The organism is Phocaeicola sp. GP0067, assembly GCF_031119655.1.
GTDB lineage: Bacteria > Bacteroidota > Bacteroidia > Bacteroidales > Bacteroidaceae > Phocaeicola > Phocaeicola vulgatus.
In genome coordinates, this window is sequence record NZ_JAVHZY010000019.1 from 63,393 (window position 1) to 88,754 (window position 25,362).

Sequence of the window (25,362 nt, forward strand, 5' to 3'; positions counted from 1 at the left end):
ATTTTTATTTATGAAAAAAAGTACAGTAATGCTTTGGGCAATCTTTGGAGCTCTACTCATGGGTTGCTCAGACGAGGAGATTGCGAATGTGGAAACCTCCTCACGGAATGCGATTGGTTTTAACGTGTTAAGTAATGCGGCGGAAACGAGGGCTACCCCTACTACCAACACCAACTTGAAGAACACCGATTTCGACGTGTTCGCTTTTACGGCGGATGGTACTGCCTTCATGGGAAAGGTAGACACGGATTTTGGACATGACGGAGTGAATATCGTGTACAATAATGGTAAGTGGGATTATAAAAATGCGAGCGACCTTCGTTATTGGCCTACCGAGGCTTTGGACTTTTACGCATTCAATCCCGGAACGGTTGATGAAGCCATGCAGTGGAGTTATATGTGGGAAGTCACCAAGGATACTCAAAAGATAACTTATTCCTGCTCCGATGAGTATGGATCTGGTATCAATGCTCATGAAAACTACGACGTGATGTATGCCATAGCCAAAGGCCAGACAAAAGACAAGAACAACGGAGTAGTGAAATTTAACTTCAAGCATATTCTGTCACAGGTCGTATTCAAAGCAAAGACCGAATACGATAACATGCAGGTGAATATAAAGGACATCAAGATTTTTAATGTAAAAATGGGCGGCGTCTACACATTGCCTGCGACAGCCGATGGAACGGGAAGTTGGGCTGTGGGTGATTGGCCTGAAAGCTCTACAGGAGGAGGTTTTATTACCGTAGTGCAAGGCAAATTCATCGAGGTCAATAGTAATACCACAGCTACCGATATTTCCGAAAAAACTCCTATGCTGAATATACCACAGAAGCTGACAGCATGGAAAGTTTCCGAAGAAGCCACCAATACCAAGATAAAAGCCGACGGTGCGCATCAATGTTACCTGTCGATCACCTGCAAAATCCAGCAGTCCGGAGGTTATCTGTTGGGTTCAGCAGATAGTTACGGAACAATTTATGTTCCGTTCGGAGATACATGGGTAGCGGGCAAGCGTCATATCTACACGTTGATTTTCGGTGGTGGTTATACTGATCAGGGAGAGGCTGTGTTGAATCCGATCCAGTTTGATGCAGAGACAACAGGCTGGGTTGATGCAAATAGCAACGTAAACGTTAAACCTTAAACAAAAAGTTTATCAATATCGTACCCGTTGGCAGGTTAAACATACGCAAGATTAATCCCGCCAACGGGTTCTTTATAGGGAATCGCATTTTCAATATACTTTTTGATGTGTAGGGGTGCTTTTTGCGTACCTTTTTCCTGGAGAATTTCTTTTGTGGAGTGTTTGCCCTGTATATTCCCGATACGCTGTTATAGCAGGGAACTGTTTTTATCCAAGTAGTCAGATATAGCCTCTTGCAATACCGATTTTAGCGAATCGCCTTTGCGGATCGCGATCAGCTTTAAGTTCTGGTGATAGGTTTCGTCCATGACAAAATTACAATGCACGGTTTTCGCTTTCTTCGGCTTTTGAGCCTCTTTTTGCCCGGCCGTGGATTGGATCAGGCTGTCTAATCCCCCGGTCAGCCCGGCCGACATACTGTTTTTTAAATCGTTCTTCTTTGCCATATGGTTACTTTATTTCTGTTAGCAGTTCGTTACATACCTTTTCGTAGTCCTCTGCCCCGGCAGATTTGGGGGCATAGTGAAAAATATCCTGCCCTTGTGTCGGGGCTTCGGCCAGCGTAATGGCGTTGCGTATATGGGTGCTGAACACTTTGCCCTGGAATGTTTCCTGTACCAGTTCCGAAACGCTCTTGTTCAGGTTCTTTCTTCCGTCGTACTGGGTTATCAGAACCCCGGCTATCGAAAGATCCGAGTTCAAACGTTGCTGCACCTTGTGGACGACCTGCATAAGTTTGGCCATTCCACGCATTGCCAGGAATTGAGCCTGAACCGGGATAATCAACCGATCCGAGGCCGTCAGTGCGTTAAGCGTGAGCAGCGACAGCGAGGGGGGACAGTCGATCAGGATATAATCGAATTTCTCCTTTTGGCCCTTGATAAGGTGGGCTAAGATAAGCTCCCGTCCGGCCTCGTTGATTAACTCCGTTTCAACGGCCGAGAGATCCAGGCAGGAGGGAACGACGCTAAGGCCGTCCTTATGCTCGTAGATCGGCAGGTCGTATTCGCCTTTCATCGCACCGTAGATCGTTTGGGGAAGCTCCGCAGAGAAGCCCAGCGATTCGGTCAGGTTGGCCTGCCCGTCAAGGTCGATCAAAAGAACCTTGTACCCTTTTTGACGTAACGCACCGCCCAGGTTGATCGTGGTTGTGGTCTTTCCTACTCCCCCCTTGTGATTCAATACGGAGATTACTTTTGCTTTGCTCATAAATTCAGTTTTTTAAATGGTTGTCATGTCCGCAACATATAGTCAAAATACTAATATACTAAAAGACTAAAAGTAGTATTTTCGTTTTTTGCGTGTTTTTTGTACCGATCGGGGAAGCGTACCGAAATAAATCCTGTTTCCGTCTTTCGGTACGTTTTGTTTCTGTACCGGAATTAATCAAAGATTAGAATAACCATAAATGTTTTTATACGTTAATCATACGTATGTATATATGTATATATTTGTTTTGAGTATCTTTGTGTGCTATGAATAAAAAATAAAAGACATGAGCACTTATTCGTATAAAAATCCGAAGTTTATAAATTCCCCTAAAGGGGTGGTTGAAGTTGTAGAAGTGATTTATGACGGCAAAGATGATCCGGCCTATTCACTGGCTATTATTAAATGGGAAAATACCTATAAATTAGGTATTCGTTGGAACATCGCTTATAGTGAATGGGACGATTACCGCAAACAGAACGGGCAAGATGAATGTATAGGTAATCCACAGTCGAGAGGTATTCCCACCTGGTTTGTTTTGCCCGATGATATGATGTTTAGTGAGAAGTTCAGCGGTGCGATGCAGAGGCTTGATGAATTAAGAAAAGGTAAATAAGTAATGGAACAGGGAGAAATCATATTATACCAGCCGGATGAAGCGGTCAGGTTGGAAGTGAGGCTGGAAGATGAAACCGTTTGGCTGACACAGGCGCAAATTGTGGATCTTTTTCAATCCAGCAAAGCAAATATAAGCGAGCATATAAAAAACATATATGATCAGAAAGAATTAGAGGAAAGTTCAACTGTTCGGGATTTCCGAACAGTTCGACAGGAAGGCAAACGGCAAGTGATGCGCAATCTGACTTATTACAATTTGGATGCGATCATATCCATTGGGTTTCGTGTCAATAGTAAAAGAGGTATTTTATTTAGGCAATGGGCGAATAAGGTTTTAAAGGACTATCTTTTAAAAGGGTATTCCATTAATAAACGTTTGTCAGAACTTGAAAGGACTGTCGCTCAACATACCGAGAAGATAGATTTTTTTGTGCGTACTGCCTTGCCCCCGGTCGAAGGCATTTTTTATAACGGCCAGATTTTCGATGCGTACAAGTTCGCTACCGATCTGGTAAAGTCGGCCAGGCGTTCGATCGTGCTTATCGACAACTATGTGGACGAAACGGTCTTGCTCATGTTGAGTAAACGCAGCGTCGGTGTCTCGGCCACCATTTACACCCAGCGTATCACGCAGCAACTCCAACTTGATCTTGACAGGCATAACAGCCAGTACCCACCTATCGACATCAGGACGTACCGGGACAGTCACGACCGTTTCCTGATCGTTGATGAAACGGACGTGTACCATATCGGAGCCTCGTTAAAGGATCTGGGGAAAAAGATGTTCGCTTTCTCAAAGCTGGATATTCCGGCGGCTGTGATTACTGACCTGTTATAATATCCTTTGTCTTATGAATGGGCTGTCGCAAAAGAAAAACCCGTTCTTGATGAACGGGTATATCCTTGACTTGGTTACGTGTTTTGATAACAGAGGCTTTACCAAGCATTACAATGCAAAGATAGTAATTATAGGTTAATTAGCGAATTTCTTTTTTGGATAGATCCGGAAATAATGCCTCCTTGAAAGAGGTGGATAAGGTGATTAAAACAATAGATAAGGAAGAACAAAAGCAAAAGGGATGAATGTGGTTATTTATTCACGTGTAAGCTCGCAGTCGGCCAGGCAATCGACCGAACGGCAGGTTGTCGATCTGGAGAGGTTCGCAGCCGGACGGGGGTACGAGGTGACGGCGGTCTTTGAGGAAAAGATAAGCGGACGAAAGGCCAATATCGAACGCCCGGTTTTAAGCCGTTGCCTGGAATACTGCACAGATCCGCAGAACCGGGTGGATATGTTGTTGCTGACCGAGATCTCACGCCTGGGGCGTTCAACCCTGGAGATCCTAAAGTCACTCGATACGCTGCACACGCATAAAATATGCGTGTATATTCAAAACCTGAACCTGGAAACGTTACGGCCGGACAAGACGGTAAACCCCTTGTCCTCTCTGATCACTACCCTGTTGGGGGAACTGGCCGCGATCGAACGCCAGGGGATCATCGACCGCCTTAATAGCGGACGGGAGTTGTACATCCAGAAAGGGGGCAGGCTGGGACGGAAGCCGGGAAGCTGGAAAACGGCCGAACAGAGGAAAGAGGAATACCGGGAGGCGATCGCCTTGTTAAAGAAAGGCTACTCGATCCGGAACGTGGCGAAGCTCACGGGAAAGGCCGTTTCGACGATACAACAAGTAAAAAAAGACTTCATTAGTAGCTGATTATCGGAACAAATATTGTATTTTTGCAACAAATACGAGTAAATGCACATAATTAAAAACGAGTATTTACACGTGTCTAAAAACGAGTATTTGCACGAAAATAATCAGAATCTAAATAAAAACGGTTATGGCAACAATGGCGGAGAAAATGGCGGCTTCACTGGAGGAATTAAGAAAGCTCCAGGAGAAAGACCGCTGTGTCGTCCTGCAAGGGACGGCCGAGATAGGGAGGACGCATTTAACCCGGCTGTTGGATAACGGCTGGTTGCAGGAAGCCTAATCCGAAGCCGTCTTTTGCGGCGGCATTTGAAAGACGTTCAAATGCACCGAATACTCGTTGTTGCTCATCTTCGGTCATGCCCGTACCGGTATCTTCAACGATAAGTTTCAGCAAACCGTTATCATAATCCGCTGCCAATGATACACTACCGTTATCCGTGAACTTGATGGCGTTTGACAACAAGTTGTTGCCGATTTGCAGGATACGTTCCTTGTCGGTCAAAACCACCGCATCGGTGTGGCTCTCCACTATCAAAGTCAGCCCCTTGTTCATGGCAATGGGCATGAACTCCGTTTCAAGAATATGCGTGATTGCGGAAATCCTGCAAGGGGAAAGGTTGGGTTGCTCCTTGCCGTTGTCCAGACGGAAGAAATCCAGCAGCGTGTTGAGCATCTCCCGCATACGCTCGGAAGATTGCCGGATATTATCCACATACATGGTGCTTTTATCCGCGCTACAACTTTTCTGCATCAGTCCGGCATAGCCTCATTTTGTCAATCGTATTTTTTCGTGGTAGAAGTAGTTTACGATGACAGGTTTGCCTTTTTCCGAGCGTCCGTATGGCAGATCGTTTATACGATACGGGAAGCCCTGCTCCTTGGCGTAATTTGAAATGTCCTGCTCCAATGCCTGCCAGTATTCAAGCCTTTTTTTATTGTAAATTTCCTCGTAAAGCGGTATGAGGTCAGGATACTTCTCACGGATATACGTCATTATCCCGCCTTTGAACTGCCCGCGTAAATTCAGGTTTTCAAGCCAGATTAAATCAGCATAATCTTTTACCTCCTCTATTATTGCCTTTACGTCTGTTATTCTGGGGAATATGGGCGAGACGAAGCATACGGTGCGGATACCTGCCTCGTATGTCTGACGCATCGCTTTCAGACGGCGTTCAATGCTTACGGCGTTGTCCATATCTGCGCAGAACTGCTCGTCGAGCGTATTGACAGACCATGACACAGTCACTTTGGGAAAACTCTTCAACAGGTCGAGATCGCGAAGGACAAGATCGGACTTTGTGCATATCATAATCTCGGCATCGCTTCCTCGCAGCTCTTCGAGCAGCCTTCGGGTACGGTGGAATTCTTCTTCATACGGATTGTAACCGTCCGTCACAGACCCTATTACAACACGTTCACCGTCGTATTTATGAGGATTCGTTATCGGCTTCCAGTTTTTTACATCTAAAAACGTACCCCACGGCTCGGTGTGCCCGGTGAACCGTTTCATGAACGATGCGTAGCAATACCTGCAGGCGTGGGGACACCCTACATAAGGGTTGACCGAATATCCTCCCACCGGCAGAGAGGATTTGGTCATTACACTCTTTACATCTATTTCCTTTATTGTATCCATATTCATTGTATTCGTCTGGTAAATTGTTCCGGCAATTCCTGAATCATTCTTTCGTCGCCCATAATCGGCAGCAAATCCTCTTTCATGAACACCGGTATGCCATGAGCCTTTGCCTGTTCTGCAATGCTAAGCACCCATTCGGGGCGCGAATATGACTTTCCTTTTCGGTTTCCGGTCTCTGTGCCTATGACAATCCAGTCAATTCCCTCGAAATCAATCTCGCCGATATCATCGAAGAGAGGTTCAAACGTGACATGGTAGTGTCGTGCTTTGATATTCTTTTTCAAATCATCAATCCTCCTTTTCTCGGAACTGCGCGTAACGGTCACGCCCATCCATACGTTCTCGTCGTCAGAGGAGAAACTGATTTTGTCAGGGCGCTTCGTCAGAAAGATATAGGCGTGCTGGGGATTGCTGCTGATCCGCTCGAAAATTTCTGCGTTCCATTCAGGCTTCCAATCGGAGAAATCGCTCATTCCTGTCATGAGCCACACATGAGGACGGGACGTATCGATGATGCGCAGTTTTCGTTCCATGTATTCAGGCACGGAAAAGTCGTCGGTAATGTGGAAACGGCGGCAGTTGTTACGGGCATAGCAGTAAGGGCATCCTATAGTGCACCCTACCACTATGTTCATGTTTTTTATCAGGGATTTAATGCAGACACTCATAACACAACTGTTTCTCCGTCCTCCGGGATAATCAGCCGGCTCATGTCGGCTTCGTGATGCGTTGCCTCATTGCGCAGAATTGCACGGGTGGTCTGGCAATGGTCGATGGCATCCATGTGTACGGCTATCAGCTTGATATGCGAAGGCAATTCGTCAAGTATCTGCATCACTTCGTTCTCGTCGGGGATGATAGGACCGTCCGTTTTGGAAAATTCGGGAAAGATTGCACCTCCGGAGTTTACCACGATATAGTCAGGATTGAACCGTTCCACGGTGTCTCGGATACATGCTTCCCATCGGCAGTCACCCATTATATAAACGGTCGGGAAGCCCTCGGCTTTTAGCACATAACCTGATACAGGTCCCATCATCTGCCCGATCTGCCCGAAACCATGATGTCCGGTCGTGCGGTAAATGGATATGCCGTCTATTGTTTTTATTTCTTCGATGGGTATCACATTTGTAAATCCGTCGTTTCTGATGGCGTCCGCGTCCTGGGGCTGAACGTAGAAAGGAATTTCTTTGGGCAAATGTGTGGGGACACTCGGCTCGTAATGGTCGATGTGATTGTGGGTCAGGAGCACCATGTCCACGCCTCCGATAATATCCTGAATAGGAATGGTGAGGTGTACCCTCGGTGTTTTATTCACACCGAGGGCCGATATCAAAGTGCCTTTGTCGGCTAAAACGGGGTCAATTAGCATGGTGTGTCCCGCATACCTGATTTTCAAGGTGGCATTGCGCACCAATTGTACTGTAGATGTCTTTTTCATGACTATATGTCTTGTTATTGATTACGGGTGCAAAGTTCGGAAGAATCCGGCGAAACATCTATGCCTGAAAAAACGGTAATTATGCCATTTTGATAAATGAAATTATTATCTTTGCAAAAACGACAAGGATATGGACGAGATAATCAACCCTGATCGACTGGTCAGCGTACCGTTCAACAAGACACGCTGCGGCGTGGATTTTTACATCAATACTGCCATAAACAAGGACATCGGACTTGTGCTGACAGAAAACAAGCGGTTTAAGACAGACTTCTTCAGCTTCTACTTTTTCCGTAAGGCAAACGGATATTTGCTACTGAACTTCCGCAAGATTGAACTGCGCGACGGCATGGTTCTCCTGCTTTCACCCCATCAGCAACAAGAGTGGCATGTAGATGAGACGGCGTTGGATTACACGTTCCTTATATTCCGCGAAGATTTCATGCGTACTTTTATCGCCGACAAGTTCTTCGTTTTTCGCCTTTTGTATTGTTACCAGACAGATACGCCGCCTTACATCAATGCCACACATGACGAAATGAAGGAATATATGCGGCTGCTCGGAAAGATTAAGTATGAGCTGATGAATCCAGTGTCCGATACGTACAATATCATTGTTTCCTTACTATATTATCTTTTGCTGATTATCAATCGTACATACGCTGCCGCCTATTGCTTGCCCGCTGAAATTGCTAAAAACAATTTCGCTTTTCGGTTCAAGGACTTGTTGGAACAGAATATCCGCACCCACCAGCGGGTGCAGGAATATGCAGACATGCTTCATGTCAGTCGCATCACACTCAATAACTCAGTAAAAGCCCAATTCGGAGTATCAGCTACCCATTTGATAAAACAACGTCTGCTTGAGGAACTGAAGAACGAATTGCTATTCTCCAACCGCACTGTCAGTGAAATGGCGGATGATTTCAATTTCTCTGATCCGAGCCATCTCATGCGCTTCTTCAAACAGCAAACAGGCAAAACATTTACTCAGTACATGACGGATTACAATAAAGGCATATACGAATAACTTCTTAATATAGTCGATAGCGGCTATCGAAATATGGTTGTTGATGTTCAGGCGTTTTTGTACTGCATGAACCATTTTACGATTTCTGGATCTTCGTGCGAGCCGAGTAAGAAAGGCTTGTCGGTATCCAGCGTCTTTATCCGTGCCATGTCGTCGGCCGACAGGGTGAAGTCTAATATGTCGAGATTCTGCTTCATGCGTTCCGGTTTCACAGACTTAGGAATAATTATGCACACTGATATTTATCGCGCCCGGACAGGTGTTCGGTGCGGAAGATGACGGCATGCAGTTCCAACCAGATGGCTACCTGCTTATGTTCCATCCCGACCTGCTGCGGAATACACCTCTCGGGCGGATAATGCGTGAATATTCGTTCTTTTCCTACGAGACAAACGAGGCATTGCACCTTAGTGTGGAAGAACGGCAAATCATCATGGATTGCTTCCACAAGATTCAATATGAATTGAACCATCCGATACACCGTCACAGCAAGAACCTCATCACAGACAGCATCAAGACGTTCCTTGATTACTGCACACGTTTCTATGACCGTCAGTTCATCACACGCGACAACCAAAACCGAGACATCCTCGCAAGATTTGAGCGGTTGCTTGACGAATACTTCCATGATGGGGCTGCTAAACGGATAGGCTTGCCCACTGTACAGTATTGTGCAGACAAGCTCTGCCTCTCGCCCAACTATTTCAGTGATTTATTGAAAAAAGAAACAGGTTCAACCGCCCTGCATTTCATTCATGACAAGTCTATTGAAATAGCCAAGACGGAACTTGCATCTACAGACGACACCGTTAATGAAATCGCCTATAATCTCGGTTTTCAGTACCCGCAACATTTTACCCGACTGTTCAAGAAAGAGGTAGGTTACACTCCGAATGAATATAGAGCGCAAGTGTCGTGAGAATTGGATTAGTACAGAATATTAGAACCCAACACCTCTCTTGCGCTTAACTTTCTTCCTTCTGCGAAGTATATCCACCATTTCCTGATTGGCTTCCGCATCAGCAGTGTTATAAGATGAGCCACTGCTTTTTAGCAATCCCCAAGAGCCGTTGAACAACTCGCTTTGTGCCGTGCCGGACGGTGCGCTTGGTGTAGCCGTTTCATATATTCCGGCTGTTATTCCCATACGTTCCCTGCATCTGTTGTGCTGCAAAGCCGCGTCAATCTTGGAATAACTGAAACGCCTGTCCACTTTGGAGCCGTTGAAATGGTAGCCATTCATGGAGAATACAACACCCTGCACCTCGCTGGTCTGCCCCTTATGCTTGAAATGTACTTCCACTCCCTGCCGTTTCAGGTTGGCGATAAGCACGTTCCAGTTGCCGCATCTGCCGACTTCCATTTTGATGATGTCGTAAAGCGCATATTTCGTCCTGTCTGGCTCTTTCAGGCGGTTGCGTTTGACATTGTCCTTTCCGCCAGCCATATGCAAGCCGTATTTCAAGGTCAATTCCTTGCAGATGCGGGTACTGCGCAGACGCTCGTGCCTGTCCGATATGGTATTGCCGTTGTTGTCTATGCGGTTGAAAGCAATATGCACGTGCGGATGCTCCTTGTCGAAATGCTGGGCGATGAAGAACTGCGTATTCTTGATTCCCATCCGTTCCATATATTCAAGCGCGATGCCTGCCATGATACGGTTCGTCAGCCGTAACTCATCCTCTTTGGAAAAACTCAACGCGATATGTCCGACAGGTTTTGTCACCTTATCGTTCATCCGTGACTGGGCATTGAAACTCATGGCGATAGTTTCCAGATTTTCCATAAACAAGCCTTCGCTTGCTACTATCTGCGTATCCTTCTTCTTGTCGATGATGTAATCCACCGCACCCTTGAAGTCGCTTCCTTTTACGATTTTCGCCATCATATCCCTATCTTGGTTATAAGTTCATGAATCCTTGCCACTGCCACCTTGCAGTCCCACCGTTCATCGTGGAAGCCTCCGGCGTTTGCCTTACGCGCAAGCTGGTTGAGATTGTTAGCCATGCCGCAGAGTTGGCGGATGTATCCGGCATGTTCCTCCGACAGCCGTTCTTTCACATGACCGTTACGGAAACATTCCCTCATGTACTCGCTTGGTGATACGCCCGCCTCATGCGATCGTGTCAGCAGGCGGAAGTAGTCGGCTGCCGTCATTTTCACTGCGATACGGTATTTCAGTTTCTCGGTTGCTGTTAATTCTTTGTATTTTCTTACCTGCCTCAAATCCGCAACTAAGCCCTTCAACGTCCTTCTTGCGTGTACACGTCCTCTCATTACTGAATTATCAGATAAATTGAGGCAGAAACACCCACTTCTGCCTACAACATCCCCTTACCCCACAATGCGACTTGAGACAATACGCAGTATCATACCCATAAGTTGTAGGCGTTATCCAAAATCAGTCTGAAAAATATCTGCGTAAGCATTGTTACAGGTATAGATATTCAGCACATACCGCCTTGATGTCCTGATCCACTTGGCTGGTACAGAGATAAACCTGAAGACAAACGCTTTTATGCGACTTGTTGCATTGAGTCCGAACCTCTTTACGTCAAGTCTTTGGATAATGGCCTTGTAGAAGTTACGGATAAGTGCTGTAAGAAGAAGGAACACAGTGTTCTCGGCCATGAAGGATTTGGGCAATCTGTCCCACCCGAAACCATTGTTCATATCATCAAAGATACGTTCCTTTCCTCCACGAAGGTTATAGAACTCGACAATTTCTCTTACGGAAGATTCATAGTCGTTAGTCAGGATACAACGGTATGTGTATTCTCCTTCCCAAAGATCCTGCACACCATCCATCCGTTTCTGTCTTTGAATCACAAGTCGGTATGCTTTACCCTTCCACTTCTCAACAAGGATAGAGTTCAATTCAAACTCAATGCCATTGATTTCCTCAGTCTTCCAGCCTCTGAGAGCAAATATGTCATTGTAGAGCGAACTGCAGCGGTTAGTGCGGATATAGAAGGACTTGCAGTGTTTCTCTATTTCCTCCACGATTTCCTCGGAACATGATCCGCAATCAGCTCTGAAACGATTGATAGTGAGCCTGTTCTGTTCAAATCTCTCAAAGAACCTCTTCAGCGTGTCCTTCTGATGAAAACGAAGGTTTTCGTTAAGCCAGATGAGCAGAGCTAAGTTTACTTAAGCTCTGCCATGGCGAGAAAACGTGCCATGAAATGGAACTTTTGTGTTACCATCGCTATTCTCAATGCCAACAATCAAGTCACCAATAACCGCCACGCCAGGGCGATAACCAGAGAACTTCTTGTATGTAGGCTTTGCATCATACTTCTCACCCTCTTTCAGTTGGTCAGATGCAAACATACAATTGAGCAGTAAAGTATTGAGAGTGTCAGCCGTGTTGAAATCGTAGTTCTTACCCGTATCTGATGTGTATGAGATGTTTTCTTGCGTCAGTTCCTTTATCGCTCTGAGGATAGTATCAGAACTACAAGTATGAAGTGTCGGATGAAGCGAGAGATGGTTCATCAAATGAGTAGTGACATCCTCAATACATGAGCCACCACAGAAGTAGATACTCATGAGAGAACGGATGATTTCGCTGTACTGATAACCTAACGATCTACACCTTAGACCGAGGGTTGAGTCGATTACAGATGACAATGTGGAGTCAAATTGCTCATCAGGTAGGGCGGAAGGATTTCGAGGAATTTGGACGACGCATAGGGTTGGGCAATAAATTGATAAAGCGTGAGCTTGATGAGTTTGTCAAAGAGAAACCATTGGTGCAAGTATTGATAGACCGTTCCTTTTTATCGGAAGAACTGAAAAAGTAATATAGGATGTCTATGGGGTACAGGTGTAAGATGCTTTCTTTCTGATGAAGGGCGGATAAAGCATTCTTCAGGAAAGTACTTCTCCTTTTCCCATACCGGTCATACCGTTAAAACTGATTGATAATTATGACGCGTATGTTGGCCGGTATGCCTATCTTTGTGGCAATGAAAACAGAGAAAGGATTGATTTTGTAAGTATTATCATGGCAAAAGAACTGATTCGTGTCCCTAGGGTGCTTGGGGAAAGCTATAATTCCGTGCTGATTGAACGGTTGTATGAGGCAGGTGGAAATGTCATGCTCGATCTGATCATATACCTGGGCAGCTATCACCTCAAAGACTTGTTCGGGACTTCCTGGTTCTCCGTAGAAGACTTCTGCCGTAAGATGGGGTATGACCGTACCAACTTGCAGCGCAAGCTGGATAGCCGGCAGCTCGCGGCCATGTTCGGAAAGAATATGCAGCCGGAATATGTATGTACCGACACGGCAGGACAGAGAATCAGCCATCCTATCGAGACGGTTTTTGAGGCGGCTCTCTATAAACTGGGATTGGAGAACCTCTGCTATCCGACCATTGGCGAGGATGGCCGTACATCCTATAATTTCGTGCAGATCTTGAAACGTTTCGACATAATGACCGATTTCAAGACGAAGAAGTCAACGAAAAGGCTGTACTCGGCAGTGGTAAGCCCGGAGATAAAGAATTTCATGTTCTCGCTCTATAACCTCTTGGAACTTCAGGATTACCGTAGCCTGCCCAGCCGTTACCGCTATTTCTATCTGGAACTTTCCAAGATGGTTTACCTGATCAAGTATAAGACCACCAAGAATGAGGCTCCTTTTTATGTGCTGACAGTCGATCAGCTGGCTAAAAAGCTCGGCATAGAGATTGCCGAACCCAAAGACCGGAAAAAGAAGGTCGCCTCGATACTGAAAAAGATGAATACTTACCTGAAATATACCAATTTCAATTTCTCTTTTGTGAAAGGCGATCATGAGAGATGGGCATATACCGTGTTGTTCTCGTTTCCTAGGCATACGCTGCACTATTTTGATGAAGGACAATATGCTGTCGTGGTGAAGAAATTCTATAAGAACCTGCTTGGGCTGTATGTCGAGATTGCCTACCCGGACACGGATATGGCTGTCAGGAGGAAGAAGATCAAAGAGGTGGAGGAAGATGCCGGACTGTATAAAGAGTTCCTTTTATGGGCAAACTCCCCGGAAAGCGTAGAAAAGAAAAAACAGATATATATCAGTGATTTCGTGGCTGTATTCGGCAGGTTTCCGGAAGGATGGGCACAGGAAGAGTTGGAGAGTGCCAATGGAACGGAAGTTGCTCCTGCTCCTGAAGAGTTCATATCTCCGGAGACGGACGGGGCGGTGAACATGGACGATCCAGCTGTGTAGAACCGTCCACGTTTCACGGTTTTTTATAGAATTAGTTGTGTAGAAGTGTCCCTATTGGGGTGATTAGATGTGTGGAGTCATCCGCTTTGCCTGTTTTAGTTGTGTAGAAGTGTCCCGTTTGTTGCTTCTAGTTGTGTAGAACCGTCCACTCCTTTTGCTTTAGTTGTGTAAAAGCGTCCGGTTTCACTTGTCAGCTGTGTAAAACCGTCCACCCGTTAATGAAGGGAATAGGTAATCCCTGTTTTTTTTATATGTCGGTATATCAGTGAAATAAAAGAGAGAAATTTTTAAATAAAAGGTATCGGCTGTGTAAAACCATCCACCAAAATACATAATAAAGACCTAAACTCCTAACCCCTTTAAATATCCCCAAAGCGATAACATAGAAATGACTGGGAAAATAAATTTTCCCTTCACATGCCCTATACGTACTTTCGGAAAAAGATTTTTCGGAAGTATGTGTTGATTTTCACGTTTTTTTATATGATTGGAAGGCGGTTCTGTTCATCTTCTGTATCCGAATTAGTTTTTCAGGGCGTTCCCTTCTGACCGGGCTATTCGTTGCAAGTCCTCGTTACCCTCCAGGCTTTTCCCTGCTATCCCTAACGCTCTACGCTCCGGCTATGCCGGAAGAGAGGTATGATGATTTTTTCCTGAACTGATAGGAACATTGCGAAGGTAGGCGTGGCCGGAACGCCCGATATTGAAAAGCCAAATCTCCATCCTCCCATTCCGGGAGGTAGTATTTACCAGTTCAATCCCGTTCTGATCCGTCTTTCCCGCTTTCTCTTCAATGCACTGTTCCCAATCAGTTGAGGAAAAATTTATGGTTGGGGCGACAAGCGATGTTTGCGAGTATTAATCTTTTAATTTTTGGCAGTATGAAAACGAAGAGAACCGTATTTGAAGTGAATGACGTTTATCGGGTGATGGAAAACAGCGAGTTGATTTATACCTTGACGAACAGTGAGAAACTGAAACGTGAAGAATATAAGTATGAACAGATGGAAATAGAAGGATTGTGCTTGTCTGATGTACTGGAAACACTAACACCCAGCCGTAAAAAAGTCGCTTATGCGGCGATTGAGCTATATAAACGGCTGAAAGAAGGGCAAGTTGAAAGTCCTGCGCTTTTATCCAGCAATAATGTTTATAAAATGATGCATCCTGTTTTGTGCGATATAGCTACTGAAGAGATGTGGGTGCTGTTGCTGAACAGTTCGTCCAAACTCATCCGTAAAGTCCGTATCTCATGCGGCGGGATAAATACCGCCCCTGTGGATATACGGGTTATCATGAAGCAGGCATTGTATTATAACGCCGTATCTTTTATCATGGTACATAACCACCCATCAGGAGCACGCAAGCCCAGCAGTGCGGATGACCGCTTGACGGAAGCAGTTAAAAAAGCCGCTGAAACATTAGACATCCGTTTGGTTGACCATGTGATTGTGGCAGGCAATAACTATTATAGCTATGCGGACGAGGGAAGATTGCAAAATAGGTAAGGTGGACGGGAGAAATCCCGTCTGCCCGGGATTTCGGCTTCGGGGTTCTTTTTTGGCAGTCACCCCAAAAAAGAACCAAAAAAATGCTTCCCGGACTATCGGATGCGACATCGTAAAATACGCAAAGACGTGGCTTTTCAGAATAAATACATATCTTCGCGCCAAAGGTGATCGGAATGAATGTATTTTCTACTTTTGATACAGGCGTTATGGTGGCTCTCTTACTGGGCATTGAGTTTCTTAGAAGTGATATCCGAACGATTCTCTATTGTAAAAGGAATGATCCCAGGATTCTTAAGAGTTGCTTATATACGCTGCTTATATTATTGACCAGCCTTTATTCTATTGTGGCCGGAGCCATGCTTCATCCGGAACCCGTACCTGTTTATGAGTTGATACCCGGTTTTCAATATGGGGTTTATGGCTTTTCTTTTTCGTTTATATTGCTCGCTGTTGCATGTCTTTATCGTAAAACATTACCTTTTGTCCTTTTGGGCTACGCTATGATATATGTGATCGGTGTATTGATACCACTACTTAGGTATGTAGTGTCTATGATGGATTATTTCACTCGCACAAGGGTATAGCAGGTTAATTTCTTGATTGTATCGGATTGCCCTTTCTGTGGGCTGCCTCCCCCGGCTTCTTTCCTCCGATCCGAGTCCGGCTTTTTGCTCGGCAAAGGTTTCGGGATTCCGCAAATGGCAAGTTACGGCCATGCGCCTTTACTGTATGGAAAATAACGATGAAGAAGTGTCTTCCCGACATTTTCCATAAGTGAAACTTGGCTTATTGCTTGCAATCCAGACCTTGATATGCCGAAAAAAGGCTCAGAACTCAGATGGGGAATGACATCAAAAAAAAGGTCGGCTGACCAAAGACCTTCCCGATACAAAAAATGAAAAGGTCTTGAATCTAGCTGAAGAATAAATCAGATGTTCAACTTAAATAATGCTAATATGGAAAATTTGATTACACAAATCAACAAAGAGAGATTGGTTAATAGCGACACAGCTCTTATGATGAAGGAATTATACTATTACGTGCCTTGTGAGTATTGGTATGACAAACAGGATAGGCTACGCACCGATATTGAGGGAAGGAATACCCCGATGTATATGTGCGAGTGCCCGACACTGGCAGCATGTATCCAATGGATGATACAGACTCGTGAATATACGTTTCAAACAGAACAAAACGTGGCGGTCTGGCATGTGGTTGTGAGGGCTGGAGATTATGTGTTGTATGACTCCGAAAGTAATGCGGACGCTTTTTGTTGTTTGGAAGAAGCATTGGAAAAAGCGGTACAGGAGTGCATGGAGTTATTGTATTAAAATTAAAAAAAATCAGTCCCCGTGAAGGGGACTTTCCTATAATCTTGCTGAGAGGTGGAATTGCAGACGATCTTTGAGAATCATCTTTGAAGGATGGGCAGAGGTTTATTCGTTATTTGTTATTTTTGTTCTCGGATTTCAGCGCAATTCCATTCCTTCTTAATAGGCGATATACTGTTCCGCTACTGCCTATGTTTAATATTTTCTGTATCTCCCTTACCGGCGTTCCGGATTCATAGAGTTGGATGCAGCTTTTCTGCTTGGCGATGTTGTTTTTGTTGATAAGTGTCTTTCTGCCGAATTTGACACCTTTTTCCTTGGCGATTCTTCTGCCTTCTTGGGTTCTCTCATAGATAAGGTCTCTTTCAAACTGAGCGAAAGCACCGAGAATGTTGTTCATCAGTTGGCCGATTGCGCCTTCCGTACTGATGTTGTCTTGCAGTGAGGTGAATTGGATGCCCCTATTCTTGAAATCTTCCAATAGCGTAAGGATATTCTTCAGCGAACGGCCAAGCCGGTCCAGCTTATATACGACAAGTGTGTCGCCTTCCCGGAGAAAGCTCAGGCAGGCATCCAGTTCCGGGCGGTTTTGTTGACGTCCGGTCATTTTCTCAGAGAAGATTTTCTCGCATCCGGCAGCCTTCAACGCTTCCAGTTGCATATCCAGATGTTGTTCCTTGGTGGAAACACGGGCATATCCTATTTTCATCCTGTTTTCGTATTTAAATGTGTAATGAAGGTTTTAATTCTTCACTTTTTCAAATATGAAGACATTAATTCTTCATATTCCTCACGGCTGTATTGGTTGAACCCCTTTTGCTTCATTGCCAAAAGAAGCCTTTCCAGTTCTCCGATAGTCACTACCTGTTTGCCGATAACGGTAAATTGTTCCCATTCTCCCTTTTCGTTGAGCAGGTATTCCCGGTGTGCAAAACAGTAAAGAGAACCATCGATGTCATTCCGTTTCTGCCATTGACGCAGGTGCTTCAAACTGGTGAAATCACGGGTGACAGTACGTGGAATGGGAACCAATACGTCAATTTCCATCTTGAATTTTATATTCTCTTCCGCTTCTCGCATGGGTGATTAGCTTATTTCATAATACATCAATTATCGTATGGGCAGGAAGTTCCAGTTTGGAGAAAGCAAACATTTTCTTGCCCAAATCCTTTAGCGATGCCCCAATATGATATACTTCCGTATTATCAATGATTAAGAAGCGGTCATGACTACTTTTGTAGGTTCTAGCTTCAATGGGAGGATATTGGTCATTGTGTTTGTTTAAATCAAGTTGGAGCTGTGCGTTTATTTTGTGTATAAATAGTAGCTGATACTCCACTGTTTCGTTTGCTCAACATGAGTAACACGGATTCATCTACATAGTTGTCGATAAGCACAAGTGAGCATTTGGCAGACTTTATTAAATCTGTAGCAAACTTATACGCATCGAATATCTGACCGTCAAAGAATATACCTTCCACCGGAGGCAATGAGGTGCGTACAAAGAAGTCTATCTTTGCATCATGTTCAGCAATGGTTTTCTCTATTTGGAAGAATCTATTGTTCATTCTATATTCCATGTCATTGAGCCGTTGGTTTATAGAATAACCTTTCAATAAATATTCTTTTAAAATTTTATTTGCCCATTGCCTGAATTGCGTACCTCTTACGCTTTTAACTCTGTATCCAACTGAAATTATTACGTCTAGACTAAAGAACTTGACAGGCTTATCGGAATTAGCAATGTGCAAAAAATGCACATTGCTTTTCTCTTCCAATTCCTTTTCCTTAAAAACATTATTTATATGTTTGGTAATAACGGTTCTGTCACGTTGAAAAAGTTCTGCTATCTGCGCTTGTGTGAGCCAAACGGTTTCATCTTCTAAACGTACTTCCAACCTTACAGCTTCATCCGGTTGGTATAGTATGATTTCTCCTTGCTTCTCCATTATATGTTTCGCTTTTATTATATTGTTGCAAATGTACGAAAAAGAAACGTTATGAAGTCTGTTTTTTCCGTAAGTATTACCTTAAAAATTTGTTCCCTTTTTATTTTAATAAAACAGAAACATTCTGCTGTTTTAAAAATCAGTTATCTGTTTGCTATTCATAGTTAGGGTATCAAATAACTAAAATTCAAATGGAAACGCAAATCTATATTTTATGCAGATTTGTTTGTTAGAAGCGGAGAAAAGGACACAAGACATGATAAGAATCATAGGTCGGGGAGCGCCGCACGGCAAGGGGGGCACTAGCCTCCCGACGAGTGCAGCCGTTGGCCGGGTTATCGGTGAAAATGGAAAAAAGTTGGCTTTTCTTTTGGTATTGTTATAACTTTGTCTATATTTGTGTTGTGATAATCAATTTTAAAGTTATAACATTATGGTAACAAACATTATTCAGATTGGAAACAGCAAGGGGATAATACTTCCTTCCGAGATATTGAAACAGTTGCGTTTGTCCTTGAAATCGGCTGTGAGCATTTCTTTGGACGGGAACAATATTGTGATAAAGGCACAACCACGGCAGGGATGGGCGGAAGCTGCCAAACGTGCCCATGAGAATGGGGATGATGAGTTGCTTATCCCTGATGTGTTTGAGGATGAAAAGTTTGAGGATTGGACATGGTAGAACAGTATGGAGTGTATTGGGTAGAGTTAGACCCTACCCGTGGGGGTGAAATGGCAAAGACACGGCCATGTGTTGTTGTAACTCCTTCAGATTTGAATATGTACCTTACAATAGTAGTCATTGCTCCGATAACCTCCACCATAAGGAACTATCCTTACCGGGTTCTGTGTTCTGTAGCCGGGCGTGATGGGGAGATAGCCACGGATCAGATTCGCACGGTGGACAAAAGCCGGCTGAAAAGAAAGATTGGAGATTTGAATTTCAGTGAGATAAAAAGACTGAAGGAAGTGTTTCATCAAATGTTCTGTGAATAATGGAAAGTGTGCAAATAACAGGTTATGTAGCGTATTCAAAAAAGATATTATGAAGCCAACTACTTATATTAATTGGGACGGTCTGAAAGACATTCCATTCTTCTACTGCGATACAAAGGAAGATGAAGAAAACAAGGATTTCGACATCTATTACCAGGGCAAGCTGGTGTTGCATGACTACAACCATTGCGGACACTACCTTTACACTGCTGCGCTGCTGTTCAGTAAAATCAGAAACATTACAGCCGACTGGGTGAACCTGCATAACCTTTGGATTCTGCGTGATTGCGTGCGCGAGAATTACAATCACGGCATAGGAGTGGACGACCTTATTTTCGGAGAGAATTTCGATGGCAAGAACCTCGATACACTCACACCGCTTACCAAGAAACGCTTTGATTATTTGTGTAAGCGGATTAAGGAACTTGACCCATACGCAACAATTTAACACTTCATTGGGCGAAGGCAGGGCTTGCTGCGGATGCCAGACTTTAAATAATCCATTGGATTAATTATCTTTGCACGCTAATTTTCAAATTATAAAGAAATGACTAAATCGGAAATCGTAAAGGAAATATCTGCCAGAACCGGCATCGACGGCAAAGCGGTGCTTGCTGTTTTGGAAGGATTCATGAACGAGGTAAAGACTTCGTTGGGTAAGGAGGAAAATGTCTATCTTCGTGGATTCGGTAGTTTCATAGTGAAGAAGAGAGCGCAAAAGACAGCTCGGAATATCTCTAAGAATACTACTATGATTATTCCGGCTCATAACATACCGGCATTTAAACCGTCTGACGAATTTTTGAAAATGGTAAAACAACAGAACGCATAATAGGTAAACACAATGAAAGATCAGTTACGATTATTGAGAGACTGTATCAATAATGATCGTCCGGCAGTTGTCTTTCAGGGAGACGATTTTTGCGCTCCTGAGATTTTGGAAGCAGCAAAAGAAATTTATCGTAAACATGGTTGTTCCGAAGAATTTCTTTTTGACTGGCAGCTGCTTATCAATGAGGTGAAGGCTTACCAGTTAGAAAGTCCGGCAACTGTCAAATTGCCGAAACTCTCCCCGACAGAAACGGAACTGGTGCGGGAAGAGATGACTAAACGCTAAAAAATATTCTCGTTTAATACGCACCTTTTATTCTTCAGGCAGCGTATTGAACGGGATGGGATTAAAATGTTGGCGAACCTGCTTTTTTCGAAAGTTCCTGCCAATAGTTGAAGTCACTCGGTGAAAGATGCTCTTGCATCCAGTCACGCATACCAATATCGTTTCTTTCGTTCACATATCTCGTAAACGGAATCATTGTCTTACATGCTTCAAATCCAAGCATTCTCATATGGCGTGAAATGTTGGGAGGAAGACCTTCCAACCACTCTTTATAATACATTATCAATCTGTTTTCTTGGATTGGAACCGCTTGTTGGTGGTAAATATAGCTGGCGTTTCCGATTCTAATATCTCTGGCCTTATTTTCCCGTTCTTCTTCAGGTAGCCGACTTAAATATTCAGCTTGTGCTATTCTGCATTTGGAGTTTGGATGTTCCATGGTATTTTATATAATTAAGACTCTTCAATGATACGGTTCATCAAATCACATATTTTTTGGCAGCTATGACGGTCTGCGCAAGCAGGATAGGGGCATTTCTCAAAGGATGCCTGATTATCCGTAACTATGAAACCTCCGGAACGACGTACATAACTTACCGGATGAAAATAAATATCTTCCTTTTTCGGCCTATAAGTACATAGTCTTATAAGGCTGTTCAGCTCTTTGCAAATTTGCTCACATTTTTCTTTGGGATAATGTGGCAAATCACTGAATGCTTCGTAGGGGACAAAGGCAAATGCTTTGTCATCCCACATGACAGGTGTGTAATTCTGTACCATTTGTTATTTGGAATAAGGATGGCTGGCAGATTCCGTATTTCTGTATCAGTTAGGTAATCCGTCACTATTTAAGTGCGCCTGGGCAAACTCCCGGAGGTTCGTTTCGGCAATGCACTTTTCATAAATCTCATCCAATACTTCTTGCATATTTTCTACTTTATTGAATTTTAAGGGGCTGCCGTTTGTTGCGGCTTGCCTTTCCAGTTGTTCGATGATACTGGGAAATATCCCACGCAATAAACCGACGGTAGCTACGGCTGTAGCTGGTTCTACCTCTATTGTAATCTTTTTCTTTTCCATATCGTTGTATTATGTTATCAAAAGTAATAATTATTAGGATATTGGTAAGCATTTCTTCTGAAAAACTTTTTAAAGATATTGTTTTAAGATGACATACTGTGTTTTTGCGTTCACGCAGTATTCTTTCCCACCCTCCCCTTCATCGGAATGACTGTTCTCATTTCCGGTTTACCCGTAGTCATCCGCTATGCGGCTGATTATGGGCAAACCAGAAAAGAGAAGTTCCAAACGTGGGCGGGATTGCAATGGTCATCATCCGGAGCTTCGGCATTGCCGAAACAACCTCCTTCTTCCGTATTGCAGCCCCGTCCTTTTACCGTTTGTCCCGGCAGTCCGTTGCTAACCCGTTCCCCCCTGCCACTTGTGGCAGGGAGATAGGAATACGGTTTTGCAGGCAAAACCGTATGGCTTGTTTTACTTTCCGTACTGCCCTTTTCCTAGTTTTCTGCCTCCCTTAATGTGCGTTTTTCATAGCCCCATCTGAGACCCTTTGTTTTTGAACGGCAAATTTATTTCGGTGGATGGATACGAAAGAGTTCCGGTCTTCGCCCTTTGTCCCGAAAAAAATAACGCCGGACGGCTTCGCTGTCCCCAACATTTTTTGTCGTCCAAAACTTTTCTTAATCCCTCCTTCCTTATTGTTGTGTGCCGTAAAAAAAAGGCTCATAAACTCAGATGGGGCATGAAAGCTCAAAAAAAAAGTCGGCAGAAAGAAAAGGCCATCCCGGAAAGGGGTTTTAAAAAAAGGTCTTTAAATCTAGCTGAAGCATAAAATTAGAAGTTTAACAATCCCAAAAAACAACGAGTTATGTCACGAGTACACTATTTAGAAGGAGATTATGAACAGTTAGTTATTAATGAAACGATAGACGGTCTTTTTTCCAGTTATCGTATAGACCGCAATTCATTGCCAAAAGGATTTTTCCTTTATGAGATTAGATGGGATGACAGCTTATCTTCATTGGCAGAGATTAGCCCCTCTGTGGTGGTGAATCATGCAGGTTCATTCATTACAAAGTCACCCCTTGAATTTGATGCAAACAATAGCATACGGATAACCTATACCAATTTTATCGAGTTCTGCCAGTTTGGTGAGTGGGCTTATGAGAAACTGGCTGTATTGGATTGTAATTCCGGTAATGTTGCGGTGATAAGCCCAGACAGGAGATTGCAGACCACTGAAGAGATTGAGATTTTTTTGAGTGGGCATTGTGGCTATCATCTGAGTGAGATTAATTGGATGGTGATGAAAGGCGATGTGCTGTTTTTGAACGAGAACGATTTTTAATGAGTATAACCGTAACTGCCTCTTGGAATGGGGCAATTACATAAAATATTATAAGTATGAAGTGGATAGATAAGATGGTAGAACGCATTACCCGAAAAGAAACTGCTTTAAATGACCACTTTTGTGTAAATCGGCATACGGTTGTATGTCAGAGTGGTATGACTGATTATGTTTCTGTAACGATTGATAATACCGATGGTTTTGATTTCGATTTTTGGACAAAACAACTTTGTTTTGAGAAGGACTGTAAATATCGCTCGGAGATAAAAGCGGCTTTTGATAAAATCTATGGCACAAGGAATATAGAATGTTGTGAATAATGAAGTCAGAAAAGTATGATACCAAAGGAGATAATGAAACTTTATGAAAAGCTTGCTTTCAGTCGGGGATATGAAGAAGCCTTTCGGGATTTTTTGGATGTTTGTCTTTACTATTTGTCTGTCGGGATGTTGGCGGAGGATTATCGTAGAGTGGAAAAAAGATATAAGCCATATGAAATGGAACTTTTTGTTCAAATGTTTTATAGGGTGTCTGAATATTCGGAAGGATTTTGCGATGTCTTGGGAGATATGTTCATGGAGTGTGTCAGTCATGGGAATAACGGACAGTTCTTTACCCCGATACACGTTGCTGATTTGATGGCATGTATGGGGGGAAATAGGCTGAAACCTAAACAGTCGGTCTGTGATTCGTGCTGTGGTTCCGGCAGGATGCTACTTTCCGCTGTAAAAAAATGTGCGGAAGAGAATGATGGAGGAAGGCTTTTTTGTTATGGCTCGGATATAGATTTGATTTGTGTAAAGATGACCGTTGTCAATCTGATGATGAATAGCGTACCCGGTGAAGTCGCATGGATGAATACATTGACAATGCAGCATTGGAGAAGTTATCATATAGATTTACAGCTGATAGCCGGAGTATGGTTGCCTATTTTAAAGATAACGGAAGCAGGTGACACTTCTTTTATTAGGAAACTTGAAAATGCAATGGAGGATAATTCTGAATTGAAGAGGTCGATTCAGAGCAACGCAAGGGCTACGCAGCTGACTTTTGATTTTTGACAAGATAAATATGTAAAAAGGATTTTGGTATGAAAGCAATAAGAACAAAAGAGGTGAATGAGAACGTCAAAGCGGCGAACAGTTGTTTGCGTAAAGCGAAATGGCAGGCTAAGGAATTGGCTGTTTTTACAGGTGAAGTAGTGCGTCTGATGGATAAGGAAGGGCATTCTCTACAAGGGTTCTTTAATCGGGTGGAGTTTGTTCTGGTGGACGGCACTATTAAATTCCGTGTAGTTATAAATCCTATTCTTGAATGTGAGAACTGTATAATGGCTTCTTGCCATGAAGACTATCTTTATGAGGTGGTCTCGGTGGAAAAGTTTACCTATAAAAATTATAGGTATCATTTGTAATGATATTGTATTTTAATGATTATAAACTGATTTATATTATAACAATGATGGGCAAAATTAATAATATTCCCGTTTTGAATGAAGATGTTATTCGTTTGGTTGTACTCAATGAGGAAATTATTGGGTATATCTATCCACGAAGGACTTCTTATGTGGTGGCATTGGAGATAAAGCCGGGACGTACTACCTCTTTGGCTACATCTGTCAATAAACAATGCATGGTTTTGTTGAGTGATAAGGTTCGTTTGGCCACGGAACAGGATTTCGATGATTTTCATATATGCTTTGATGGTTTCAGAAATAACACTATGTATTGTTATAATCAGGGAACGGAACCTATATACCTTCAATGAAGCACATTCTCCCTTCTTTTGGATTAGGGAAGGGAGGGTATTTTGCTGTCCGCTACTTTTTGGCAAGCACCCCAAAAAAGTAGCAAAAAACGCTTGGAGTTACTGGTAATCCCATTAATTTGCGTTCACGCAGTATTCTTTCCCACCCTCCCCTTCATCGGAATGACTGTTCTCATTCCCGGTTTACCCGTAATCATCCGCTATGCGGCTGATTATGGGTAAACCGGAAAAGAGAAGTTCCAAACGTGGGCGGGATTGCAATGGTCATCATCCGGAGCTTCGGCATTGCCGAAACAACCTCCT

Annotated in this window: 35 protein-coding genes and 3 pseudogenes; 21 read left to right on the top strand and 17 right to left on the bottom strand. The window is 43.6% G+C overall.

Features of this window, described 5'->3' with window-relative positions; genetic code table 11:
- The first annotated feature begins 10 nt into the window (after positions 1–10).
- Positions 11–1,147, top strand: coding sequence for a fimbrillin family protein (locus RE317_RS14385; protein WP_303266251.1), 1,137 nt, complete (start codon positions 11–13; stop codon positions 1,145–1,147).
- 188 nt (positions 1,148–1,335) lie between these two features.
- On the opposite strand, the gene RE317_RS14390 is transcribed toward RE317_RS14385, so the two are convergent.
- Complete coding sequence (locus tag RE317_RS14390) at positions 1,336–1,593, bottom strand: hypothetical protein (protein ID WP_005648607.1); 258 nt, start codon at positions 1,591–1,593, stop codon at positions 1,336–1,338.
- Positions 1,594–1,597: 4 nt separating this feature from the next.
- Entirely contained in the window at positions 1,598–2,356 is a 759-nt protein-coding gene (locus tag RE317_RS14395; RefSeq protein WP_005868802.1) for a ParA family protein, read from the bottom strand.
- Between the two features lie 286 nt (positions 2,357–2,642).
- On the opposite strand from RE317_RS14395, the gene RE317_RS14400 reads away from it, so the two are divergent.
- The 3 genes from RE317_RS14400 (at position 2,643) to RE317_RS14410 (ending at position 4,692) form a co-directional block, all read left to right on the top strand.
- The gene (locus RE317_RS14400) at positions 2,643–2,972 is read left to right on the top strand and encodes a hypothetical protein (RefSeq protein WP_005868799.1); all 330 of its coding nucleotides are present in this window, start codon (positions 2,643–2,645) and stop codon (positions 2,970–2,972) included.
- Positions 2,973–2,975: 3 nt separating this feature from the next.
- A complete protein-coding gene (locus RE317_RS14405; protein ID WP_005868798.1) occupies positions 2,976–3,812 on the top strand; it encodes a virulence RhuM family protein in 837 nt (278 codons plus the stop codon).
- Between the two features lie 241 nt (positions 3,813–4,053).
- Complete coding sequence (locus RE317_RS14410) at positions 4,054–4,692, top strand: recombinase family protein (protein ID WP_303266250.1); 639 nt, start codon at positions 4,054–4,056, stop codon at positions 4,690–4,692.
- A gap of 274 nt (positions 4,693–4,966) precedes the next feature.
- Here the strand turns inward: RE317_RS14410 and RE317_RS14415 are convergent.
- The 4 genes and pseudogenes from RE317_RS14415 to RE317_RS14430 form a co-directional block, all read right to left on the bottom strand.
- A pseudogene (locus tag RE317_RS14415) lies at positions 4,967–5,458 on the bottom strand (sensor histidine kinase); the annotation flags it as partial.
- On the bottom strand, positions 5,459–6,334 hold the full coding sequence (locus RE317_RS14420) for a radical SAM mobile pair protein B (protein ID WP_004329298.1): 876 nt from the start codon (positions 6,332–6,334) through the stop codon (positions 5,459–5,461).
- A complete protein-coding gene (locus tag RE317_RS14425; protein ID WP_004329299.1) occupies positions 6,331–6,999 on the bottom strand; it encodes a radical SAM mobile pair protein A in 669 nt (222 codons plus the stop codon). Before RE317_RS14425 ends, RE317_RS14420 begins: the two co-directional genes overlap by 4 nt.
- Positions 6,996–7,772, bottom strand: coding sequence for an MBL fold metallo-hydrolase (locus tag RE317_RS14430; RefSeq protein WP_004329300.1), 777 nt, complete (start codon positions 7,770–7,772; stop codon positions 6,996–6,998). Before RE317_RS14430 ends, RE317_RS14425 begins: the two co-directional genes overlap by 4 nt.
- Before the next feature lie 130 nt (positions 7,773–7,902).
- On the opposite strand from RE317_RS14430, the gene RE317_RS14435 reads away from it, so the two are divergent.
- Positions 7,903–8,802, top strand: a complete 900-nt coding sequence (locus RE317_RS14435; RefSeq protein ID WP_004329302.1) for an AraC family transcriptional regulator — start codon at positions 7,903–7,905, stop codon at positions 8,800–8,802.
- A 47-nt stretch (positions 8,803–8,849) separates the two neighbouring features.
- Here the strand turns inward: RE317_RS14435 and RE317_RS14440 are convergent, their stop codons facing one another.
- Positions 8,850–9,038, bottom strand: a complete 189-nt coding sequence (locus tag RE317_RS14440) for a hypothetical protein (protein ID WP_005775886.1) — start codon at positions 9,036–9,038, stop codon at positions 8,850–8,852.
- A gap of 23 nt (positions 9,039–9,061) precedes the next feature.
- On the opposite strand from RE317_RS14440, the gene RE317_RS14445 reads away from it, so the two are divergent.
- Complete coding sequence (locus RE317_RS14445; protein ID WP_004329304.1) at positions 9,062–9,721, top strand: AraC family transcriptional regulator; 660 nt, start codon at positions 9,062–9,064, stop codon at positions 9,719–9,721.
- Positions 9,722–9,742: 21 nt separating this feature from the next.
- Here the strand turns inward: RE317_RS14445 and RE317_RS14450 are convergent, their stop codons facing one another.
- From RE317_RS14450 to RE317_RS14460, 3 genes and pseudogenes are all read right to left on the bottom strand, one after another.
- Entirely contained in the window at positions 9,743–10,690 is a 948-nt protein-coding gene (locus RE317_RS14450) for a relaxase/mobilization nuclease domain-containing protein (protein WP_005868790.1), read from the bottom strand.
- The gene (locus RE317_RS14455) at positions 10,687–11,079 is read right to left on the bottom strand and encodes a MobC family plasmid mobilization relaxosome protein (RefSeq protein ID WP_005868789.1); all 393 of its coding nucleotides are present in this window, start codon (positions 11,077–11,079) and stop codon (positions 10,687–10,689) included. Before RE317_RS14455 ends, RE317_RS14450 begins: the two co-directional genes overlap by 4 nt.
- Positions 11,080–11,193: 114 nt before the next feature.
- Positions 11,194–12,453 (bottom strand): annotated as a pseudogene (locus RE317_RS14460) (IS1380 family transposase); the annotation flags it as partial.
- On the opposite strand from RE317_RS14460, the gene RE317_RS14465 reads away from it, so the two are divergent.
- The 5 genes from RE317_RS14465 (at position 12,435) to RE317_RS14485 (ending at position 16,862) form a co-directional block, all read left to right on the top strand.
- A complete protein-coding gene (locus RE317_RS14465; protein ID WP_224201638.1) occupies positions 12,435–12,608 on the top strand; it encodes a hypothetical protein in 174 nt (57 codons plus the stop codon). The pseudogene RE317_RS14460 and the gene RE317_RS14465 sit on opposite strands and share 19 nt — an antisense overlap.
- A gap of 203 nt (positions 12,609–12,811) precedes the next feature.
- Positions 12,812–14,020, top strand: coding sequence for a hypothetical protein (locus tag RE317_RS14470; protein WP_005868786.1), 1,209 nt, complete (start codon positions 12,812–12,814; stop codon positions 14,018–14,020).
- Between the two features lie 881 nt (positions 14,021–14,901).
- Complete coding sequence (locus RE317_RS14475; protein WP_005868785.1) at positions 14,902–15,528, top strand: RadC family protein; 627 nt, start codon at positions 14,902–14,904, stop codon at positions 15,526–15,528.
- 176 nt (positions 15,529–15,704) lie between these two features.
- Positions 15,705–16,115 carry a hypothetical protein gene (locus RE317_RS14480; protein ID WP_005868783.1) on the top strand — a complete coding sequence of 137 codons (411 nt, stop codon included), beginning with the start codon at positions 15,705–15,707 and terminating at the stop codon, positions 16,113–16,115.
- A 348-nt stretch (positions 16,116–16,463) separates the two neighbouring features.
- The gene (locus RE317_RS14485; protein ID WP_005868782.1) at positions 16,464–16,862 is read left to right on the top strand and encodes a hypothetical protein; all 399 of its coding nucleotides are present in this window, start codon (positions 16,464–16,466) and stop codon (positions 16,860–16,862) included.
- 112 nt (positions 16,863–16,974) lie between these two features.
- Here the strand turns inward: RE317_RS14485 and RE317_RS14490 are convergent, their stop codons facing one another.
- From RE317_RS14490 to RE317_RS14500, 3 genes and pseudogenes are all read right to left on the bottom strand, one after another.
- The gene (locus tag RE317_RS14490) at positions 16,975–17,571 is read right to left on the bottom strand and encodes a recombinase family protein (protein WP_005868781.1); all 597 of its coding nucleotides are present in this window, start codon (positions 17,569–17,571) and stop codon (positions 16,975–16,977) included.
- 41 nt (positions 17,572–17,612) lie between these two features.
- Positions 17,613–17,942 carry a hypothetical protein gene (locus tag RE317_RS14495; RefSeq protein WP_005868780.1) on the bottom strand — a complete coding sequence of 110 codons (330 nt, stop codon included), beginning with the start codon at positions 17,940–17,942 and terminating at the stop codon, positions 17,613–17,615.
- Between the two features lie 16 nt (positions 17,943–17,958).
- Positions 17,959–18,811, bottom strand: a pseudogene (locus tag RE317_RS14500) (virulence RhuM family protein).
- 433 nt (positions 18,812–19,244) lie between these two features.
- Here RE317_RS14500 and RE317_RS14505 point away from each other — a divergent pair.
- From RE317_RS14505 to RE317_RS14525, 5 genes are all read left to right on the top strand, one after another.
- Entirely contained in the window at positions 19,245–19,493 is a 249-nt protein-coding gene (locus RE317_RS14505; RefSeq protein ID WP_005868778.1) for an AbrB/MazE/SpoVT family DNA-binding domain-containing protein, read from the top strand.
- Positions 19,487–19,807 carry a type II toxin-antitoxin system PemK/MazF family toxin gene (locus RE317_RS14510; protein ID WP_005868777.1) on the top strand — a complete coding sequence of 107 codons (321 nt, stop codon included), beginning with the start codon at positions 19,487–19,489 and terminating at the stop codon, positions 19,805–19,807. Before RE317_RS14505 ends, RE317_RS14510 begins: the two co-directional genes overlap by 7 nt.
- 49 nt (positions 19,808–19,856) lie before the next feature.
- Positions 19,857–20,255 (top strand): hypothetical protein, encoded by a 399-nt coding sequence (locus RE317_RS14515; RefSeq protein WP_005868776.1) that lies wholly within the window; start codon positions 19,857–19,859, stop codon positions 20,253–20,255.
- Between the two features lie 99 nt (positions 20,256–20,354).
- Positions 20,355–20,639: an HU family DNA-binding protein gene (locus tag RE317_RS14520; RefSeq protein ID WP_005868774.1), complete on the top strand. Its 285-nt coding sequence runs from the start codon at positions 20,355–20,357 to the stop codon at positions 20,637–20,639.
- Positions 20,640–20,651: 12 nt separating this feature from the next.
- Positions 20,652–20,924: a hypothetical protein gene (locus RE317_RS14525; protein ID WP_005868772.1), complete on the top strand. Its 273-nt coding sequence runs from the start codon at positions 20,652–20,654 to the stop codon at positions 20,922–20,924.
- 61 nt (positions 20,925–20,985) lie between these two features.
- On the opposite strand, the gene RE317_RS14530 is transcribed toward RE317_RS14525, so the two are convergent.
- The 4 genes from RE317_RS14530 to RE317_RS20990 form a co-directional block, all read right to left on the bottom strand.
- The gene (locus RE317_RS14530; protein ID WP_005868770.1) at positions 20,986–21,363 is read right to left on the bottom strand and encodes a hypothetical protein; all 378 of its coding nucleotides are present in this window, start codon (positions 21,361–21,363) and stop codon (positions 20,986–20,988) included.
- Between the two features lie 14 nt (positions 21,364–21,377).
- A complete protein-coding gene (locus RE317_RS14535) occupies positions 21,378–21,704 on the bottom strand; it encodes a hypothetical protein (RefSeq protein WP_005868769.1) in 327 nt (108 codons plus the stop codon).
- 45 nt (positions 21,705–21,749) lie between these two features.
- Positions 21,750–22,004 (bottom strand): hypothetical protein, encoded by a 255-nt coding sequence (locus tag RE317_RS14540; protein ID WP_005868768.1) that lies wholly within the window; start codon positions 22,002–22,004, stop codon positions 21,750–21,752.
- A gap of 197 nt (positions 22,005–22,201) precedes the next feature.
- Positions 22,202–22,402, bottom strand: coding sequence for a hypothetical protein (locus RE317_RS20990; protein WP_007564649.1), 201 nt, complete (start codon positions 22,400–22,402; stop codon positions 22,202–22,204).
- A 410-nt stretch (positions 22,403–22,812) separates the two neighbouring features.
- Here RE317_RS20990 and RE317_RS14550 point away from each other — a divergent pair, with 410 nt between their 5' ends.
- Genes RE317_RS14550 through RE317_RS14570 form a run of 5 tightly spaced genes read left to right on the top strand, consistent with a single transcriptional unit; the run spans position 22,813 to position 25,059 of the window.
- Complete coding sequence (locus RE317_RS14550) at positions 22,813–23,292, top strand: LPD28 domain-containing protein (protein WP_005868767.1); 480 nt, start codon at positions 22,813–22,815, stop codon at positions 23,290–23,292.
- Positions 23,293–23,348: 56 nt separating this feature from the next.
- The gene (locus RE317_RS14555) at positions 23,349–23,612 is read left to right on the top strand and encodes a hypothetical protein (protein ID WP_005868765.1); all 264 of its coding nucleotides are present in this window, start codon (positions 23,349–23,351) and stop codon (positions 23,610–23,612) included.
- A 15-nt stretch (positions 23,613–23,627) separates the two neighbouring features.
- On the top strand, positions 23,628–24,353 hold the full coding sequence (locus RE317_RS14560) for an N-6 DNA methylase (RefSeq protein ID WP_005868764.1): 726 nt from the start codon (positions 23,628–23,630) through the stop codon (positions 24,351–24,353).
- 29 nt (positions 24,354–24,382) lie between these two features.
- Positions 24,383–24,706, top strand: a complete 324-nt coding sequence (locus RE317_RS14565) for a hypothetical protein (protein WP_005868762.1) — start codon at positions 24,383–24,385, stop codon at positions 24,704–24,706.
- A gap of 44 nt (positions 24,707–24,750) precedes the next feature.
- On the top strand, positions 24,751–25,059 hold the full coding sequence (locus RE317_RS14570; protein WP_224263218.1) for a hypothetical protein: 309 nt from the start codon (positions 24,751–24,753) through the stop codon (positions 25,057–25,059).
- Positions 25,060–25,362: the final 303 nt, after the last annotated feature.

Bases quoted from the DNA above. Each gene is read 5' to 3' on its own strand.
- RE317_RS14385 (WP_303266251.1), top strand. From the start codon at position 11: ATGAAAAAAAGTACAGTAATGCTTTGGGCAATCTTTGGAGCTCTACTC.
- RE317_RS14390 (WP_005648607.1), bottom strand. From the start codon at position 1,593: ATGGCAAAGAAGAACGATTTAAAAAACAGTATGTCGGCCGGGCTGACC.
- RE317_RS14395 (WP_005868802.1), bottom strand. From the start codon at position 2,356: ATGAGCAAAGCAAAAGTAATCTCCGTATTGAATCACAAGGGGGGAGTA.
- RE317_RS14400 (WP_005868799.1), top strand. From the start codon at position 2,643: ATGAGCACTTATTCGTATAAAAATCCGAAGTTTATAAATTCCCCTAAA.
- RE317_RS14405 (WP_005868798.1), top strand. From the start codon at position 2,976: ATGGAACAGGGAGAAATCATATTATACCAGCCGGATGAAGCGGTCAGG.
- RE317_RS14410 (WP_303266250.1), top strand. From the start codon at position 4,054: ATGAATGTGGTTATTTATTCACGTGTAAGCTCGCAGTCGGCCAGGCAA.
- RE317_RS14420 (WP_004329298.1), bottom strand. From the start codon at position 6,334: ATGAATATGGATACAATAAAGGAAATAGATGTAAAGAGTGTAATGACC.
- RE317_RS14425 (WP_004329299.1), bottom strand. From the start codon at position 6,999: ATGAGTGTCTGCATTAAATCCCTGATAAAAAACATGAACATAGTGGTA.
- RE317_RS14430 (WP_004329300.1), bottom strand. From the start codon at position 7,772: ATGAAAAAGACATCTACAGTACAATTGGTGCGCAATGCCACCTTGAAA.
- RE317_RS14435 (WP_004329302.1), top strand. From the start codon at position 7,903: ATGGACGAGATAATCAACCCTGATCGACTGGTCAGCGTACCGTTCAAC.
- RE317_RS14450 (WP_005868790.1), bottom strand. From the start codon at position 10,690: ATGATGGCGAAAATCGTAAAAGGAAGCGACTTCAAGGGTGCGGTGGAT.
- RE317_RS14455 (WP_005868789.1), bottom strand. From the start codon at position 11,079: ATGAGAGGACGTGTACACGCAAGAAGGACGTTGAAGGGCTTAGTTGCG.
- RE317_RS14465 (WP_224201638.1), top strand. From the start codon at position 12,435: ATGTGGAGTCAAATTGCTCATCAGGTAGGGCGGAAGGATTTCGAGGAA.
- RE317_RS14470 (WP_005868786.1), top strand. From the start codon at position 12,812: ATGGCAAAAGAACTGATTCGTGTCCCTAGGGTGCTTGGGGAAAGCTAT.
- RE317_RS14475 (WP_005868785.1), top strand. From the start codon at position 14,902: ATGAAAACGAAGAGAACCGTATTTGAAGTGAATGACGTTTATCGGGTG.
- RE317_RS14480 (WP_005868783.1), top strand. From the start codon at position 15,705: ATGAATGTATTTTCTACTTTTGATACAGGCGTTATGGTGGCTCTCTTA.
- RE317_RS14485 (WP_005868782.1), top strand. From the start codon at position 16,464: ATGTTCAACTTAAATAATGCTAATATGGAAAATTTGATTACACAAATC.
- RE317_RS14490 (WP_005868781.1), bottom strand. From the start codon at position 17,571: ATGAAAATAGGATATGCCCGTGTTTCCACCAAGGAACAACATCTGGAT.
- RE317_RS14495 (WP_005868780.1), bottom strand. From the start codon at position 17,942: ATGCGAGAAGCGGAAGAGAATATAAAATTCAAGATGGAAATTGACGTA.
- RE317_RS14505 (WP_005868778.1), top strand. From the start codon at position 19,245: ATGGTAACAAACATTATTCAGATTGGAAACAGCAAGGGGATAATACTT.
- RE317_RS14510 (WP_005868777.1), top strand. From the start codon at position 19,487: ATGGTAGAACAGTATGGAGTGTATTGGGTAGAGTTAGACCCTACCCGT.
- RE317_RS14515 (WP_005868776.1), top strand. From the start codon at position 19,857: ATGAAGCCAACTACTTATATTAATTGGGACGGTCTGAAAGACATTCCA.
- RE317_RS14520 (WP_005868774.1), top strand. From the start codon at position 20,355: ATGACTAAATCGGAAATCGTAAAGGAAATATCTGCCAGAACCGGCATC.
- RE317_RS14525 (WP_005868772.1), top strand. From the start codon at position 20,652: ATGAAAGATCAGTTACGATTATTGAGAGACTGTATCAATAATGATCGT.
- RE317_RS14530 (WP_005868770.1), bottom strand. From the start codon at position 21,363: ATGGAACATCCAAACTCCAAATGCAGAATAGCACAAGCTGAATATTTA.
- RE317_RS14535 (WP_005868769.1), bottom strand. From the start codon at position 21,704: ATGGTACAGAATTACACACCTGTCATGTGGGATGACAAAGCATTTGCC.
- RE317_RS14540 (WP_005868768.1), bottom strand. From the start codon at position 22,004: ATGGAAAAGAAAAAGATTACAATAGAGGTAGAACCAGCTACAGCCGTA.
- RE317_RS14550 (WP_005868767.1), top strand. From the start codon at position 22,813: ATGTCACGAGTACACTATTTAGAAGGAGATTATGAACAGTTAGTTATT.
- RE317_RS14555 (WP_005868765.1), top strand. From the start codon at position 23,349: ATGAAGTGGATAGATAAGATGGTAGAACGCATTACCCGAAAAGAAACT.
- RE317_RS14560 (WP_005868764.1), top strand. From the start codon at position 23,628: ATGATACCAAAGGAGATAATGAAACTTTATGAAAAGCTTGCTTTCAGT.
- RE317_RS14565 (WP_005868762.1), top strand. From the start codon at position 24,383: ATGAAAGCAATAAGAACAAAAGAGGTGAATGAGAACGTCAAAGCGGCG.
- RE317_RS14570 (WP_224263218.1), top strand. From the start codon at position 24,751: ATGATGGGCAAAATTAATAATATTCCCGTTTTGAATGAAGATGTTATT.